Raw genomic sequence first — 15,938 nt, 5'->3', positions numbered from 1 at the left:
TTGTTACAGACTGACGCACCGCGCGTGTTGGGCTTGCCGGCGGCCTCCGGTAGAATGCCGCGTTTCCTGCTGAAGCTGCTTCACTCATGATTACCGGATCGCTCGTCGCCATCGTCACGCCCATGCATGAAGATGGCAGCCTGGACTACCCGCGATTGCGCGGCCTGATCGACTTCCACATCGCAGAAGGCACCGACGGCATCGTGATCGTCGGCACCAGCGGCGAATCGCCGACGGTGGATGTCGACGAACACTGCGAACTGATCCGCGTCACCGTCGAACAGGCTGCCGGCCGTATCCCGGTGATCGCCGGTACCGGGGCCAACTCGACCGCCGAGGCGATCGAACTGGCGCAGCGCGCGAAGGCAGTGGGCGTGGATGCCTGCCTGACCGTCGTGCCCTACTACAACAAGCCGACGCAGGAAGGGCTGTACCGCCACTTCCGCGCGCAGGCCGAAGCGGTCGATGTGCCCTTCATCCTGTACAACGTGCCCGGTCGCACCGTGGCCGATCTGGCGAACGACACCACACTGCGGCTGGCCGAAATCCCGAACATCGTCGGCATCAAGGACGCCACCGGCAACCTCGACCGCGGCGTCGAACTGATCAACCGCGCACCGCAGGGTTTTGCGCTGTACAGCGGCGACGATGCCTCCACCTGCGCCTTCATCCTGATGGGCGGTCACGGCTGCATTTCGGTCACCGCCAACGTGGCGCCGCGTCTGATGCATGAAATGAACGCCGCAGCCCTGGCGGCCGACGCCGTCAAGGCGCGCGCACTCAACGCAAAGCTCACCGGTCTGCATCGCCAGCTGTTCTGCGAAGCCAATCCGATCCCGGTGAAGTGGGCCGTCCACCAATTGGGTCTGATCGGCCCGTCGCTTCGCCTGCCGCTGACCGAACTGGCACCGCAATTCCACCAGCAGGTTCGCGCCGCGATGCAGCAGGCCGGCGTGCTGAACTGAGGCTTTACCGATGATTCACATGAAGTCCGGTGCCTTGCGCACCCTGCTGGTCCTCGTGCTGGCCTTGTTTGCGGCTTCGTGCTCGATGGTCCGCGAATACACCGAATCGACCAAGGTCGACTACAAGGCGGCCGCCAAGAAGCGCGGTCCGCGCCTCGACCTGCCGCCCGACCTCACGCTGCCGGCCTCCAGTGATCGCTATGCCGTGCCCGATTCAGCGGGCCGCGACGTGGCCACTTTGTCCGCCTATAACGCAGATCGCGCCGGGCCGGCGGCGCAGGCCCAGCAGCAGGGCGGTGCCGTGCTGCCGCAGGTCGACAAGATGCGTATCGAGCGCTCGGGCAATCAGCGCTGGCTGGTCGTCGCCGGGAGCCCTGAACAGATGTGGCCGCAGGTGAAGGAGTTCTGGCAGGAAACCGGTTTCCTGATCGACATCGAACAGCCCGAAGCGGGCGTCATGGAAACCGACTGGAACGAGAACCGCGCCAAGCTTCCGAACGACATCATCCGCAACACCATCGGCAGGGTGTTCGACAACCTGTATTCGACGCCGGAACGCGACAAGTACCGCACCCGTCTCGAACCCGGTGCGGAACCGGGTACCACCGAAATCTACGTCAGCCATCGCGGTGTGATGGAGGTGTACATCAACGAGCGCGGCGACAGCACCGTGTGGCAACCGCGCCCGGCCGACCCGGAACTGGAAGCGGAAATGCTGCGCCGTTTGATGGTGCGTCTGGGCGCCGACACCGAACGGGCCAAGACGCTGGTGGCGGCCCCGCCGGTGGCTGAGCGTGCGCAGCTGGTGACGGCGGACAAGGGCGGCACGCTGCAGATCTACGAAGGTTTCGACCGCGCCTGGCGCCGGGTCGGCCTCGCACTCGATCGTGTCGGCTTCACCGTCGAGGACCGCGACCGTTCGCAGGGCGTGTATTTCGTGCGCTACGTCGATCCTGAAGTCGACGCGACGGCCGGCGAGAAGAAGGGGGGCGTGCTGTCCAAGCTGCTGTTCTTCATGCCGGACGACAAGCCGGATCCGAAAGCCGGCCAAAACCAGTACCGCATTCACATCAAGGGCGAAGGCAAGCAGAGCAACGTCCAGGTGTTGACGCCGGAAGGCGGCGTGGACGAAAGCAAGACCGCAAAGCGCATCCTGTCGTTGCTGCACGAGCAACTCAAGTAGGCGGCGGGCCCCGAACCGCCCCTGTGGAAGCGGCGGCGGTTTTGTGGGAGCGGTGACGGTTTTGTGGGAGCGACGATCCACTGCTGGCCCTGCATGGCCAGCCGGCTCTGCGGGCGGCGAGCAGTGCTCGCCGAAACCCCCGCGCCGCCCTCGCCGCGATCGGCGCGTTGATCAACGATCATCGCGGCATCAATCGCGGCGAGGCCGCCGCTCCCACAAGGCCGCCGCTCCCACAAGGCCGCCGCTCCCACAAGGCTGCCGACTCCCACAGGCAGCCCTCGGGCTCAGCCCGCCATCTGCGTGCTTTCATGCGGCAGATCAAACCGCGCAGCGGCGTCAGCAAGGCTGACCACTTCACCGATCACCACGATGGCGGGGCTGCCGAGACCGGCGGCTGAAACCTCGGCCGCCAGCGTCGCGACGGTCGCCACCACGCTGCGCTGATCACCGCGGGTGCCGTTCTGGATGGCGCAGGCGGGCGTGCCGGTCGGCAGACCGCCATCGATCAGCGCCCGCGTGATGCTGTCCAGCGTGCGCATACCCATATAGATCACCAGCGTGGTGCCGCAGCGCGCCAGCGCCGCCCAGTCCGGTTCGCGTCCGGGCTGGCCGTCGGCCCGGGCATGGCCGGTCACGAAGGTGACGCCGCAGGCGAGGTCGCGATGCGTGACCGGTACGCCGAGCGAAGCGGGTACCGCGATGCCTGACGACAGACCGCTGACGACTTCGCAGGCGATGCCGGCGCGCGCCATGGCCTGCTTTTCCTCGCCGCCGCGGCCGAACACGAAGGGGTCGCCACCCTTGACCCGGCCGACCGTCAGGCCGGCGCGCGCGCAGCGCCGCATCAAACGCTCGATGAAGGCCTGCGGCGTGCTGCGGCAGCCGCCACGCTTGCCGACGCGCACGATGCGCGCATCCGCCCGTGCATGCGCGAGCACCGCCGGATCGACCAGGTCATCGACCAGCAGCACGTCGCACAGGCTGAGCACGCGCACGGCTTTCAGCGTGAGCAACTCCGGGTCGCCCGGTCCGGCGCCGATCAGATACACCTTGCCGGTCGCACGCGATGAAAGATCAGGGTGTGGGTTCATGGCTCGACATAAGCAAACGCGGGGCCATGTGGGTCCGGGCAGACGCCGCCGCGCGCAGCGTGGGCGCCGTTGCGTGCAGGGTTGGTGAATGCACCGCCGCTGTGCGCGCAGTGCTACATTCCGGGGCGGAAAAAAGAGGCGTACGCATGCAATCCGACGACGACATCGAGAAAGATGGACGACCTGCAGGCCGACCGCGCGGAGACGCGAAGGAACGTATTTTCGAAGCGGCGGAGAAACTGTTCACCGAGCAGGGCTATGCCGCGACATCCATGCGCATGATTGCGCAGGCCGCCAGCGTGCCGCTGGCATCCATCAATTACCATTTCAATTCCAAGCGCGATCTGATGGAGGCGATCTATCGGCGCGTGCTCGGTGCCGACGGCCGACGCTCGGACTATCTCGACAAACTGGAGCGCGAAGCGGGCGGCACGCCGCTGACCGTGCTGCAGATCGTGCAGACATTCATCGAATCCATCCTGCGCCTGTCGCGCAAGGACACGGTGTCAGGCGCCGTATTCAAGCAACTGATCGGCCGCGCCTATTTCGAGCCCGGCGATGACTGCATTCCGGCCGAGTACGTGCAGATCATGGACCGCTATCGGGTCGCGCTGCAGCGCGCGCTGCCCGATCTGCCGGAAGACGAGGTGATCCGGCGCATGTACTTCTTCGTCGGCATCGTGGCCTACGTGATGGCCGGTCGCGATGTGATGCAACTGTTGGGTCACTGCGCGCCCGCCACCCCGCAAGACCCCGAATCGCTGCTGCGTTCGCTGCTGCCCTTCATCGTCGGCGGCATGCAGGCACCTGCGCAGGGCATCTGAGTCCAGCGGGTTCGCGAAAATTCGATCGGTCTGCAGCCTCGTCCTGGCTGATCGGCGCGGGCCGGCCTTCGGCGTGCGGCCATTTGCAAGGTCGACGCGCGGACATTCGCCGGGAGCGTTGGAAAACCCTCCAGTCCTGTCTGAGCAGCAGCAACCGATAAAGGGCTTCGGCCCCCCTGTCTGATCGCGCACGTGCCGTTCGTCGAGATCGGAATGAAAATTTTTTTCATTCATCCATTTAAACATACAAGGATGTATGTTTATAATTCCCGCCATAACAGGGCTGCCGCACGCATGGCCCGATATTTTTTGCGCGGCAATGCCGCGTCAGCTTCCGGGATGGATCATGAATAAAGCGATGGATGTCGTTCAGCGCGCGGGCGCGCTGTCCGTGATGGTGCTTGCGTTCACACTGTCGGCTTGCAGCAGCGAGGATGGCAAGCCGGCAAATGGCGGCATGCCGCCGCCCGCCGTCAAGGTCATCGAGGTGGCGCCGCGCGAGGTGCCGGTCCGTTTCGAGTATGTCGGCCAGGTGGCCGGCTCGCGCGAGATCGAGGTGCGGGCGCGCGTCACCGGCATCGTCGAAAAGCGTCTGTACGAGGAAGGTCAGCGCATCAAGGAAGGGCAGGTGATGTACCGGCTCGACGCCGCGCCCTACCGCGCCCGGGTCGCCGCCGCCGAAGCGCAGCTCGATCAGGCGAAGGCTCAGCTGGCGCAGGCCGATCGCGAGTACGCGCGCATCAAGCCGCTGGCCGATGCGGAAGCGGCCAGCCGCAAGGAATCGGACGACGCGCTGTCGCAGCGCGATCTGGCACGCGCCGCGGTCAAGTCGGCCGAGGCGCAGGTGCAGACTGCGCGCATCGATCTGGGGTACACCGACGTGCGCGCGCCGCTGGGCGGTCTGGCTGGCCGTGCGCTGAAGGTCGAAGGCAGTCTGGCGGTCGCCGGTTCCGACAGCCTGATGACCACGCTCGCCCAGATCGATCCGGCCTATGTCAACTTCGGCGTCGGCGAAGCGGAATACCTGCGCACGCGCGACGAGATCGCGCGCGGCCTGCTGCGCCTCGACAACGCCGGCTTCGTCGTGAAGATCCGTACCTCAGACGGCGTGGAATTCCCGCGCACCGGGCGGCTCGGCTTCGAGGACTACAAGGCCGACACCAGCACCGGCGCCTTTGCCCTGCGCGCCACCTTCGAAAACCGCGACGGCAAGCTGTCTCCGGGCCAGTTCGTGCGCGTTGCGCTGTCCGGCGCCACCCGCCCGGACGCGCTGGCCGTGCCGCAGCGTGCGGTGCTCGACAGCCCGAACGGGAAGTTCGTCTATGTCATCGAGGACGCCGACGGCAAGCTGCTGGCGCAGCCGCGACCGGTCAAACTCGGTGAATGGGCGCAACTCGACGGTGAGCTCGAGAACGCGTGGGTGATCCGCGAAGGTCTGAAATCGGGCGAGCGCATCATCGTCGACGGCATGGCGCGCATCTTCGTGCCCGGCTCGCCGGTGCAGATCGACAACGGTCAGGCGCCCGCAGCAGCCCCTGCCGCGCCGCAATAAGGAGCGCGCACATGTTTTCGCGCTTCTTCATCGACCGGCCGATCTTCGCCTTCGTCATTTCCATCCTGCTGGTGCTGGCGGGCCTGGCCGCCATGCGCGCCTTGCCGATCGCGCAGTATCCGGAAATCGCGCCGCCGGTGGTCACCGTGCGCGCCATCTATCCGGGTGCGTCGGCGGAAACCATCGCGCAGACGGTTGCCGCGCCGCTGGAAAACGTCATCACCGGCGTGGAAGGCATGATGTACATGCAGTCCACTTCGACCTCGAATGGCGTGGTCGAGATACAGGTCACCTTCGAAATCGGCGCCGACCCGGACAAGGCGGCGGTGAACGTGAACAACCGGGTCAAGCAGGCCGACGCCCGGTTGCCGGAAGAGGTGCGCCGGCAGGGCGTGACGGTGGAGAAGGGCTCGTCCGCCTTCCTGCTGGTGCTGGCCTTCTACTCGCCGGACGACAAGTACGACGACCTGTATACGTCCAATTACGTGACGCTGAACGTGCTGGACAACATCAAGAAGATCCCCGGCACGACCAATGTGCAGATCTTCGGCGCCAAGGACTACGCGATGCGCATCTGGGTGCGCCCGGACCGCATGACCCAGCTCGGCGTCACGGTGACCGAAATCGCCGCCGCGCTGCGCGACCAGAACGCGCAGTTCGCGGCCGGCAAGATCGGCCAGTCGCCGACCGGCGGCGGCCAGGACATGGTTTACACGATTACCACCAAGGGCCGGCTGTCCACGGTCGAGGAATTCGAGAACATCATCCTGCGCTCGAATGCCGACGGCTCGAAGCTGCGCCTGCGCGACGTTGCGCGGATCGAACTCGGTTCGAAGGACAACGACTTCAACGGCACCTACAACGGCAAGGCTGCGGTGCTGATGGGTGTATTCCTGCAGCCGGGCGCGAATGCGCTCGACGTCGCCAAGGTGACCAAGGCGGCCATCACCGAAATGGCCGAGCGCTTTCCGCAGGGCATGACCTACGCCATTCCGTACGACACGACGCGCTTCGTCGAGGTGTCGATCACCGAAGTGGTGAAGACGCTGGGCGAGGCGATGATCCTGGTGTTCGTCGTGGTGTTCGTGTTCCTGCAGAACTGGCGCGCCACGCTGATTCCGCTGCTGGCGGTGCCGGTGTCGCTGCTCGGCACCTTCGCCGGTCTGCACCTGCTCGGCTATTCGATCAACACGCTGACCCTGTTCGGCATGGTGCTGGCCATCGGCATCGTCGTGGACGACGCCATCGTGGTGCTGGAAAACGTCGAACGCATCATGCACGAGCAGCAGATGGTGGCGCGCGACGCCGCCATCCAGGCGATGCAGGAAGTGACCGGACCGGTGGTGGCCATCGTGCTGGTGTTGACCGCCGTATTCGTGCCGATCGCCTTCCTCGGCGGCCTGACCGGCGAGCTGTACCGGCAGTTCGCGGTGACCATTTCGATTGCGGTCGTGCTGTCCGGCATCGTCGCGCTGACCATGACGCCCGCGCTGTGCGTGGCGCTGCTGAAGAACGAGCACAAGAACCAGGCGCGTATCTTCCTGTGGTTCAACGACTGGTTCACCCGCGTGACGCACCGCTACACCGGTGCCGTCACCTGGATGATCAAGCGCTCGGCGGTCGGCGTGCTGCTGTTCGCCGGAATGGTCGTCATCACCATCGGGCTGTGGAGCAAGACGCCCGGCTCGCTGGTGCCGGACGAAGACCAGGGCTATTTCATCGTGGCCGTGTTCCTGCCCGATGGCGCCACGCTGGAGCGCACCGACAAGGTGGTGGCCGAAGTGATGAAGGCGGTCCAGTCGAATGACGCGAACGAACACGTGATGGCGTTCTCCGGCATGGACTTCATCGGCGGCGGCTTCAAGAACAGCGCGGCGACCATCTTCGTCAGCCAGAAGCACTGGAACGAACGCAAGATGAGCACGCAGCAGCTGGTCGGCGAGGTGTTCGCCAAGACCGGCGGCATCAAGGAGGCGCTGGTGCTGGCCTTCAATCCGCCGGCCATCTTCGGCCTGGGCAATACCGGGGGCTTCGAGTTCTACCTGCAGAACCGCGGCGATGGCGGCACCAAACGGCTGGTCGAGAACATGAATGCGCTGATAGGTTCGTCACACCAGACGCCGGTGCTGGCCGGCGGACTGCAGACGCTGTGGCGGCCGAATGCGCCGCAGCTGTTCGTGGACGTCGACCGCGAGCGCGCCAAGGCGCTGGGCATTCCGCTGACCGAAGCCTTCAACACGCTGGCCGGCACGCTGGGTACCTTCTACGTGAACGACTTCAACAAGTTCGGCCGCGTGTGGCAGGTGCTGATGTCGGCCGAAAGCCAGTACCGTCGTTCGCCGGAAGACATCGGCCGGCTGTACGTGAAGAACGCCGCGGGCGACATGGTGCCGGTATCCGCCTTTGCCAAGGTCGAATACAGCTCGGGCCCGGACACGGTGAATCGCTACAACAACCTGCCTGCGGTGCGGCTGATGGGGCAGGCGGCACCCGGCTATTCGTCCGGTCAGGCGATCGCCGAGGTCGAACGGCTGGCGCGTTCGCTGCCGGGCGACACCAGCTTCGAATGGACCGGCGCCGCCTTCCAGGAGAAGCGCGTATCGAGCGCGGCATCGATCGCGCTCATCATGGCCGCCGTCATGGTGTTCCTCATCCTGGCCGCGCTGTACGAGAAGTGGTCGCTGCCGTTTTCGGTGCTGCTGGCCATGCCGTTCGGCATCTTCGGCGCGCTGACCGCGGTGTGGCTGCGCGGCATGACCAATGACGTGTATTTCCAGATCGGTCTGGTGACGCTGCTCGGCCTGTCGGCCAAGAACGCCATCCTGATCGTCGAATACGCGGTGCTCAAGCACCAGGAAGGCTATGCGGTGGCCGCGGCAGCGATCGAGGCGGCGCGCCTGCGTCTTCGCCCCATCATCATGACCTCGCTCGCTTTCATCCTCGGCGTGCTGCCGCTGGCCATTTCGACCGGGGCCGGCGCGGGCGCGCGGGTGTCGGTCGGCACCGGCGTCATCGGCGGCATGATCGCCGCCACCTTCCTCGCGATCTTCTTCGTGCCGCTGTTCTACAAGATCATCGTCGACCGCCGGCTGTCCACACCGCCGGAAGAAGTCGAACCCCCGAAGCCGGAGAATCCCTATGCGCCTCATTGAACCCGTGCGTCGCGGCGCGCTGGGCGCGCTGCTTGCGGCGAGCCTGCTGTCCGCCTGCTCGCTGATGCCCAAACCGGCGCCCGAACTGGACCTGCCGTCGGTCAGCGCCACGACGCCGGTCGAGCTCGACCGCTGGTGGGAAAGCTTTCGTGACCCGGTGCTCGACGGTCTGATCGCCGAAGCTCTGGCGCGCAATGACGACATGGTGATCGCCGCCCAGCGCGTGCAGGCTTCGCAGGCCACGCTCGATCTGGTGCGAATCAACCGCCTGCCCGATGCAAACCTGTCGCTGTCCGGCTCGCGCCAGCAGTTCAGCAACGAGCGGCCGATCCCGAACCGGCCGCGCCAGTACAACACGGTCATCGGCGGCTTCAACGCGTCGTACGAACTCGACCTGTTCGGCCGACTGTCCGGCCAGCGCGACGTGGCGCGCCAGCAACTCGCATCGAGTCGCTATGCGCTGGAAGCGCTGCGCGCCTCGATCAGCGCCCAGGTGGCACGCGCCTACTTCAGTCTGCGCGCACTCGATGCCGACGAGGCACTGCTGACGCAGACGCTGACCACCCGCGAATCCGCGCTGTCGCTGCGCGACAAGCAGTTCGCCGGTGGGGCGATCAGCCGCTATGACCTGGAACTGGCGCGCTCCGAACGGGCCGGTGTGGCCGCGTCGCTGGCGACCACGCGCAGCGCGCGCGAACAGGCGGAAACCGCGCTGTCGGTGCTGCTCGGTCGCTCACCGCGCGAACTGGTCGAGAAGATGCCGGATCGCGGCCTCGCGCTGTCGACGCTCGCCGTGCAGCCGGAGATTCCGTCGGGCCTGACGTCCGATCTGCTGGCACGTCGTGCCGACGTCCGCGCTGCCGAAGCCAATCTCGCCGCCGCTAGCCTGAGCGTCGAAGTGGCGCGCACGCAGTGGATGCCCACCATTTCGCTGACCGCTGCACTGGGTGGCGAAAGCGCCACGCTGGGCAACCTCGTGTCGGCGTCCGCCCGCACCTGGAGTGTCGGCGCCGCGATCGCACAGCCGCTGGTCGGCCTGTTGAGCACGCGCGCGCTGGTTGCGCAGTCGGAAGCCGAACGTGCGCAGATCGCGCAGACCTATCAGCAGGCCGCGCGTCAGGCCTATGCCGATGCGCTCGGCGCGCTGTCCGCGGCACGCGGCGCGCGCGAGGCGATGGACGAGACGGTGAAACTGGCCGACGCCACGCGTGGCGCGCGCGATCTGGCCGAACTGTCATTCAACGCCGGCAACGCCAGCCGCCTCGTGCTGCTCGACGCCGAACGCGAACGCCTGTCGGCCGAGCGTCAGCTGATCGCCAGCCGCCTCGACCGCGTCACCGCGCTGGTCAATACCTATCAGGCACTCGGTGGCGGCTGGAGCGGCCGCATCGAAACCGGCGGCCCGGCCGAAACACTCGAGAACACGCCGACCGCAGCGCGCTGAAAGCGGCGGTCTGTGGGAGCGGTTCCGGTGGGCGTGGCGCCCATGCGGCGCCGCCTGCAGGTGCAGCGACGGTTTCCCCGGAGCTGCATCGGTTTGTGCGAGCTGCGGCGGTTTTGTGCGAGCTACGGCGGTTTTGTGTAAGCGGCGGTGGTTTTGTGGGAGCGGCGGCCTCGCCGCGATCAGTGCCGCAATGGTCGTAGCGCGAAGTGCGATGGTCGCTGCGCGTCGTGCGTATCGCGGCGAGGCCGCCGCTCCCACAGGGACAGCTCCCACAGGGACAGCTCCCACAGGGACAGCTCCCACAGGGACAGCTCCCACAGGGACAGCTCCCACAGGGACAGCTCCCACAGGGACAGCTCCCACAGGGACAGCTCCCACAGGGACAGCTCCCACAGGGACAGCTCCCACAGGGACAGCTCCCACAGGGACAGCTCCCACAGGGACAGCTCCCGCAGGGCAGATGCCGCTGCGGCGTTTCTGCCCGACCTGCGGAATCCTTCGCTCACGCCCTCTGCGATACCGGCGCAGGCGCGCCCACGGTCGCATCGACGGCCGCCAGAAACTCCTGCCCCCAGCGATGCACATCGTTGTACTGCACGATGGCCAGCAGTTCGCGCAGACGTGATTCGGCTTCGGCGCGGTGCATGTTCAGCGCGTAGTAGCACTTCTCGCGCAGATCGTTGATGTCGTGCGGATTGGTCAGCACAGCGCCGTGCAGTTCGGCGGCGGCGCCGGCGAATTCGGACAGCACCAGCACGCCGCCGCCCTGCATCAGTCCCTGCACCGCGACGAATTCCTTGGCAACCAGATTGAGGCCATCGCGCAGCGGCGTGATCCACATGACATCGGCCACCGCGTAGTAGGCGATCAGTTCCTCGAACGGAATGGCGCGGAAGAAGAACTGCACCGGTGTCCAGCCCACCCTCGAATAGCGGCCGTTGATGCGGCCGACCGCCTGCTCGATCTGTGTCTGCAGCGCGCGGTAGATGGTCATTTCGCTCGCGGCCGGCACGCACACGGTGATCAGCGTGACCTTCTGGCGCATTTCCGGATAGCGCTCCAGCAGCTGTTCGAAGGCGAGCAGTTTTTCCAGCGTGCCCTTCGTGTAGTCGAGCCGTTCGACCGACAGGATGGCCCGGCGACCGTCCAGTTCGTGACGCAGGCTGTCCACGCGCCGGGCGGTTGCCGGGTCGGCGAGCAGGCGTCCGACACGCTGCACGTCCAGTCCGACCGGATGGGCGCCGATGCCGATCCGGCGGCCATGCACCTCGATTGCCGTCGTCATTTCGTCCAGCCCGACTGCGCAGCCATAGGTCAGGAAGCGCGGTGCGCAATTGCGCGACTCGAGCACTTTCAGCGGCGCCACGCCACGCGCCACGTCGACGAAATTCTCGGCCTGACGTGGAATGTGGAAGCCGATGTAGTCGCATTGCAGCAGGCTGCCGACGATGTCGCGCCGCCACGGCATAACGTTGAACACGTCGGCCGACGGAAAGTAGGTGTGGTGGAAGAAGGCAATCTTCAGGTCGGGCCGCATCTCGCGCAGCGCCGCCGGCACCATCCACAGGTTGTAGTCGTGCAGCCAGACGGTCGCACCGGGTGCCGCCTCGGCTGCGCTGCGTTCGGCGAACAGCCGGTTCACCTTCAGGAACACCTGCCAGTGGTCTTCGCGGAATTGCGCGCGCTCCCAGAAGGTGTGCAGCGTCGGCCAGAACGCCTCCTTCGAAAAGCGCTTGTAGAAGATGTCGACGTCGGTCTTGTCCAGCGCGACGCGGGCGCAGGTCAGATTGGGATAGCGCTGGCGATCGACCGTGGTGTGCACTTCGAAATCGGTCGATTCCGCATTGAGTGTTGACCAGGCGACCCACGAGCCCTGCCGGCCTTCCGCAAAGAAGCTGAGCAGCGTCGGGATGATGCCGTTGGGCGAACTCGGGCGGCGCTGCTTCACGCTGTCCGCTTCGACGTATTCCTCGTACGGCAGCCGGTGATAGACGATGACCAGCTCGGCGTCGCCGGCGCCGGTGACCGGACCGACCGGATCGAAGCGCATCATGCGGAAGCTGCGCAGTGCGTCGATGATGCCGCCGCAGCCGATGCGCGATGCATGCAGGATGCGCGAGCGGTCGGTCGTCGCCGCCAGCAGCGCCGGTTCCGATTCACCGACGCACACGCCGCGGAAGCCCTGCTCGAACATCGACAGGTCGTTCAGCGTATCGCCGGCCACCAGCACGTGTTCGGGGTCGATGCCCAGATGGCGCACCAGCTTGCGCAGTGTGCTGCCCTTGTTCACGCCGGGCGGCAGGATGTCGAGATAGCGGTCGGCCGAATACAGCACGTCGCAGCCGAGTGCCGCCGCCGCGGCGTGGATGTCTTCGGTCACCGCATCGCCATCACAGAAATAGGAGCAGCGCCGCTGCTGCGGGACTTCCTGCCGCTGCAGCCGCTCGAAGCCGGCCAGCGCTTCGGTCACGGCGAGCTCACCCGGCCATACGACATCGATCGTCGACTGCAGCGGCTGCACCGCCTGCCGTGTGCCGCCGTCGACTACGGTCGCGCCGACGTCGGCGATGATGTAGTGCGGCACCGGTATCGTCGGGTCGGACAGGATGGGCAGCACGGCTTCGAGGCCGCGTCCGGTCACGAACACGAGTGTCACTTCGGGGTCGGTTGCGATGCGCTGGTACAGGCGCAGGCGCGCTTCGGGGTCGCCGGCGAGGAAGGTGCCGTCCAGATCGGTGGCGAGGAGCATGATGAAGTCCTTTCAGGGCAGGTTGCGGGTTCGGGTCAGCGGGTCTCCGTGCTGGGTCGAGTGGAAGGAAGGTCGTCGGGGTGTGCGCCCTCGACCATGTCGAAGGCGGTCGATGCGGTGCGCACCATGGGCTGGAAGCGGGTCTGATGGGCAATGTCCGGCGTGAGTCGGCGCAACAGCGACGAGGCGGCGATCGCCAGCGCGCCCTGGGTCGCGGCAAACCACAGCGGCAGCGCCGCGTCGCCGGCCAGTGCCATGGCGAACCCGGCGAGCAGCGGGCCGGCGGCTGCACCGGCGCCGTGTATCAGCAGCAGGCTGCTGCTGCCCGAAAGCACTTCGTGCGGCTGCAGCCGGTCGATCATTCGGGCGACCGCCATCGGATAGAGCGAGAAGGCGAAGCCGCCATAGACGAAGCCGGCGAGGCTGAGCGCCAGCGTCCCCCGACTGCCCGCGAGCATCAGGCCGATGGCGCACAGCGTGGCGCCCAGCGACACCAGTGCGATCGCGCGTCCGCGGTCCATGCGGTCGGACATCAGACCGATAGGCCACTGGAACAGCGCACCCCCCAGGATGGTGGCGGTCATGAAGGCCGCGATGCCCTGATGCCCGATGCCGTGGCCGTCCGCCCACACCGCGCCCAGACCCCAGAAGGCACCCATCGCGAGGCCTGACGCAAAGGCCGCAGAAAGCGCGATCGGCGCCTTGGCGTACAGGCTTTTCAGGTCGACCGAAGCGCTGTGGTCGAGCAACGGCTGGTTCAGCCGGGTCGCGGCCACCGGCATCACGGCCGCCGACACCAGCAGCGCCGCCAGGCCGAACAGAACGTGACCGCTGGCCGGCCCCAGATGCAGCAATTGCTGCGACAGTGCCAGTGCGCCCAGATTGACGCCCATGTAGACCGAAAACACGCGCGCGCGCTGCGCCGGCGCTGACTGGCTGTTCAGCCAGCTTTCGACGATGGTGTACAGCCCGACCATGGAAATACCGGTCAGCAGCCGGACCAGCGCCCACACCCAGGGCACGACCAGCATTTCGTGCAGCAGCACGGCGCAGGCCACCGCCGACGTGAAGAAGGCGAACGCGCGGACGTGCCCTACACGACGGATCATGCGCGGCGCGACATGGGTGCCGATCAGGAAGCCGGCAAAGAACATCGACCCGAGCAGTCCCATGAAGGGGCTGCCGAAGCCTTCGATGCCGCCGCGCACGGCAAGCAGGGTGGTCAGCAGGCCGCTGCCCAGCAACAGCAGGGCAACGCCGGACAGAAGTGCCGCAAGTGGCAGCAGATGGACAAGCAAGGCTTCGCTCTCCCGAAAGACGGAGTGGAAGCGACCTGACGCAGGGTGTGAAACCGGACAGCGGGACGGGGTGTCCCGCGGAAAAACGCAGGGCCGCGCGGTGGAACTGCTGGCTGAGCCTGTGAACGACTCGCCTAGTTTACCAGACGCAATTTCGTCGCCTGCGGAACCCCATGTGCCGGGCGCCGCTCAACACCGCGTCGCGGCATCGACACATGGCGCTATCGGGCGACCCGGTGACGAGCGCTCATCGCCGTTCACAGTCCATTCACAAGTCCGCCCGGCGCGCCGCGACGTGATTAACATGCGCAGCCGACAATGGCATCGCGTCGAGCCCGGGGCATTCGATTTCCCGCGGCTTGCGCCCTGCGCCACCGATTTCACTTCGACCGATATTCCATGACGACTACGCCCCCCGTTATTCGCAAGCCACGCTGGCCCTGGATCCTGATGTTGCTGGTACTGGCCGGTCTGACGGCCGGCTGGTTTCTTGCGCGGGAGCGCACCGGTGCGCCTGCCGAAGGCGGCGGACCGCCGGGCGCCCGGCCGGCCGGTCCGGCATCCGGCGCACCCGGTGCTGCAGGTCGTCGCTTCGGTGGCGAATCAAGGGTCGGTACCGCACTGGCCACGCTGGCGGATCTGCCGGTGACGGTGAGTGCGCTCGGTACGGTGACGCCGATCGAAAGTGTCGTGGTGCGCAGCCGGGTCGAAGGCGAGCTGCGCTCGCTCCATTTCACCGAAGGCCAGCGGGTGAAGAAAGGTGATCTGCTGGCCTTGATCGATCCGCGTGCCTTCGAAGTCGAACTGGCGCAGACGCAGGCAGCGAAGCTGCGCAACCAGGCGCTGCTGACCAATGCGCGGGAAGACCTGAACCGCTACGAAACGCTGCTGAAGCAGGATTCGATCGCGACCCAGCAGGTGACCAACCAGCAGGCGCTGGTGCGCGAGTACGAAGCCGCGATCAAGGCAGACGACGCAAGCATCGCGGCGGCGCAGCTGTCGCTGAGCTATGCGCGCATCACGGCGCCGATCAGCGGGCGCGTCGGATTGCGCCAGGCGACGCCGGGCAACATCGTGCGCGCGTCGGATACCGAAGGCCTGCTGACCATCACGCAGGAAGCGCCGATTTCGGTCGTGTTTTCGCTGCCGGCGCCGGAACTGCCGGCGGTGCGCGCCGCCATTGCGCAGCGCGGCGGTCTGGCGGTCGAAGCGTGGGACCGCGAGAACCGCAAGGTGCTCACCACCGGCACGCTGCGCATCCTCGACAACCAGATCGATGTCGCCACCGGCACCGTCAAGGCGAAGGCGATGTTCGAAAACCGGGACGACGTGCTGTTTCCGAACCAGTTCGTCAATGTGCGCGTACGCGTCGACACGGTGTCCGCTGCCGTCGTGGTACCCGTCACCGCGATTCAGCGCAGCGCCAGCGGCACCTTCGTGTACGTCGTCGGTGACGACCTGACGGTGGCGATGCGGCCGGTGAAGACCGGCACGCTGGCCGGCGAACTGCAGCAGGTGACCGAAGGCGTGCAGCCCGGTGAGCGCGTCGTCACCGATGGCGTCGATCGCCTGCGCGAAGGCGACAAGGTGAAGATCGACGACGCGCCGGCCGCCGGCGCCCGTGCCGGCAAGCCGGACGCGGCGCAGCCGGGGCGTCGCGACGCCGCGCCGGCGCGCTGA

General features: G+C 66.6%; 11 protein-coding genes. 7 read left to right on the top strand and 4 right to left on the bottom strand.

Annotated elements, in window-relative coordinates:
* Positions 1 to 86: 86 nt before the first annotated feature.
* On the top strand, positions 87 to 965 hold the full coding sequence (gene dapA, locus BSY238_RS02395) for a 4-hydroxy-tetrahydrodipicolinate synthase (RefSeq protein ID WP_069037741.1): 879 nt from the start codon (positions 87 to 89) through the stop codon (positions 963 to 965).
* Positions 966 to 975: 10 nt separating this feature from the next.
* The gene (gene bamC, locus BSY238_RS02390) at positions 976 to 2,148 is read left to right on the top strand and encodes an outer membrane protein assembly factor BamC (RefSeq protein WP_069037740.1); all 1,173 of its coding nucleotides are present in this window, start codon (positions 976 to 978) and stop codon (positions 2,146 to 2,148) included.
* Between the two features lie 284 nt (positions 2,149 to 2,432).
* Here the strand turns inward: bamC and cobA are convergent, their stop codons facing one another.
* Positions 2,433 to 3,239: a uroporphyrinogen-III C-methyltransferase gene (gene cobA / locus BSY238_RS02385; RefSeq protein ID WP_069037739.1), complete on the bottom strand. Its 807-nt coding sequence runs from the start codon at positions 3,237 to 3,239 to the stop codon at positions 2,433 to 2,435.
* A 146-nt stretch (positions 3,240 to 3,385) separates the two neighbouring features.
* Here cobA and BSY238_RS02380 point away from each other — a divergent pair, with 146 nt between their 5' ends.
* The 4 genes from BSY238_RS02380 to BSY238_RS02365 all read left to right on the top strand — a co-directional run bounded on the left by BSY238_RS02380 (position 3,386) and on the right by BSY238_RS02365 (position 10,211).
* A complete protein-coding gene (locus BSY238_RS02380; RefSeq protein ID WP_069037738.1) occupies positions 3,386 to 4,063 on the top strand; it encodes a TetR/AcrR family transcriptional regulator in 678 nt (225 codons plus the stop codon).
* 346 nt (positions 4,064 to 4,409) lie between these two features.
* Positions 4,410 to 5,615, top strand: a complete 1,206-nt coding sequence (locus BSY238_RS02375) for an efflux RND transporter periplasmic adaptor subunit (protein WP_069037737.1) — start codon at positions 4,410 to 4,412, stop codon at positions 5,613 to 5,615.
* An 11-nt stretch (positions 5,616 to 5,626) separates the two neighbouring features.
* Positions 5,627 to 8,767, top strand: coding sequence for an efflux RND transporter permease subunit (locus BSY238_RS02370; RefSeq protein ID WP_069037736.1), 3,141 nt, complete (start codon positions 5,627 to 5,629; stop codon positions 8,765 to 8,767).
* Entirely contained in the window at positions 8,754 to 10,211 is a 1,458-nt protein-coding gene (locus BSY238_RS02365) for an efflux transporter outer membrane subunit (protein ID WP_083223888.1), read from the top strand. Before BSY238_RS02370 ends, BSY238_RS02365 begins: the two co-directional genes overlap by 14 nt.
* A gap of 179 nt (positions 10,212 to 10,390) precedes the next feature.
* Here the strand turns inward: BSY238_RS02365 and BSY238_RS18495 are convergent, their stop codons facing one another.
* The 3 genes from BSY238_RS18495 to BSY238_RS02350 are packed head-to-tail and all read right to left on the bottom strand — an operon-like array spanning position 10,391 to position 14,258.
* Positions 10,391 to 10,717 carry a hypothetical protein gene (locus BSY238_RS18495; protein ID WP_069037734.1) on the bottom strand — a complete coding sequence of 109 codons (327 nt, stop codon included), beginning with the start codon at positions 10,715 to 10,717 and terminating at the stop codon, positions 10,391 to 10,393.
* On the bottom strand, positions 10,714 to 12,960 hold the full coding sequence (gene ggpS, locus BSY238_RS02355) for a glucosylglycerol-phosphate synthase (RefSeq protein ID WP_069037733.1): 2,247 nt from the start codon (positions 12,958 to 12,960) through the stop codon (positions 10,714 to 10,716). The genes BSY238_RS18495 and ggpS overlap by 4 nt, the downstream gene beginning before the upstream one ends.
* Before the next feature lie 35 nt (positions 12,961 to 12,995).
* Complete coding sequence (locus BSY238_RS02350; protein WP_083223887.1) at positions 12,996 to 14,258, bottom strand: MFS transporter; 1,263 nt, start codon at positions 14,256 to 14,258, stop codon at positions 12,996 to 12,998.
* A gap of 399 nt (positions 14,259 to 14,657) precedes the next feature.
* Here BSY238_RS02350 and BSY238_RS02345 point away from each other — a divergent pair, with 399 nt between their 5' ends.
* Positions 14,658 to 15,938: an MdtA/MuxA family multidrug efflux RND transporter periplasmic adaptor subunit gene (locus BSY238_RS02345; RefSeq protein ID WP_069037732.1), complete on the top strand. Its 1,281-nt coding sequence runs from the start codon at positions 14,658 to 14,660 to the stop codon at positions 15,936 to 15,938.

Source organism: Methyloversatilis sp. RAC08, assembly GCF_001713355.1.
In the GTDB taxonomy this organism is placed as follows: domain Bacteria; phylum Pseudomonadota; class Gammaproteobacteria; order Burkholderiales; family Rhodocyclaceae; genus Methyloversatilis.
This window is presented reverse-complemented; position numbering and strand designations above follow the sequence as displayed.

Excerpts from the sequence above, each read along its gene's own strand:
- BSY238_RS02375 (WP_069037737.1), top strand. The coding sequence starts at position 4,410 with ATGAATAAAGCGATGGATGTCGTTCAGCGCGCGGGCGCGCTGTCCGTG.
- bamC (WP_069037740.1), top strand. The coding sequence starts at position 976 with ATGATTCACATGAAGTCCGGTGCCTTGCGCACCCTGCTGGTCCTCGTG.
- cobA (WP_069037739.1), bottom strand. The coding sequence starts at position 3,239 with ATGAACCCACACCCTGATCTTTCATCGCGTGCGACCGGCAAGGTGTAT.
- BSY238_RS02365 (WP_083223888.1), top strand. The coding sequence starts at position 8,754 with ATGCGCCTCATTGAACCCGTGCGTCGCGGCGCGCTGGGCGCGCTGCTT.
- ggpS (WP_069037733.1), bottom strand. The coding sequence starts at position 12,960 with ATGCTCCTCGCCACCGATCTGGACGGCACCTTCCTCGCCGGCGACCCC.
- BSY238_RS02345 (WP_069037732.1), top strand. The coding sequence starts at position 14,658 with ATGACGACTACGCCCCCCGTTATTCGCAAGCCACGCTGGCCCTGGATC.
- BSY238_RS02370 (WP_069037736.1), top strand. The coding sequence starts at position 5,627 with ATGTTTTCGCGCTTCTTCATCGACCGGCCGATCTTCGCCTTCGTCATT.
- dapA (WP_069037741.1), top strand. The coding sequence starts at position 87 with ATGATTACCGGATCGCTCGTCGCCATCGTCACGCCCATGCATGAAGAT.
- BSY238_RS02380 (WP_069037738.1), top strand. The coding sequence starts at position 3,386 with ATGCAATCCGACGACGACATCGAGAAAGATGGACGACCTGCAGGCCGA.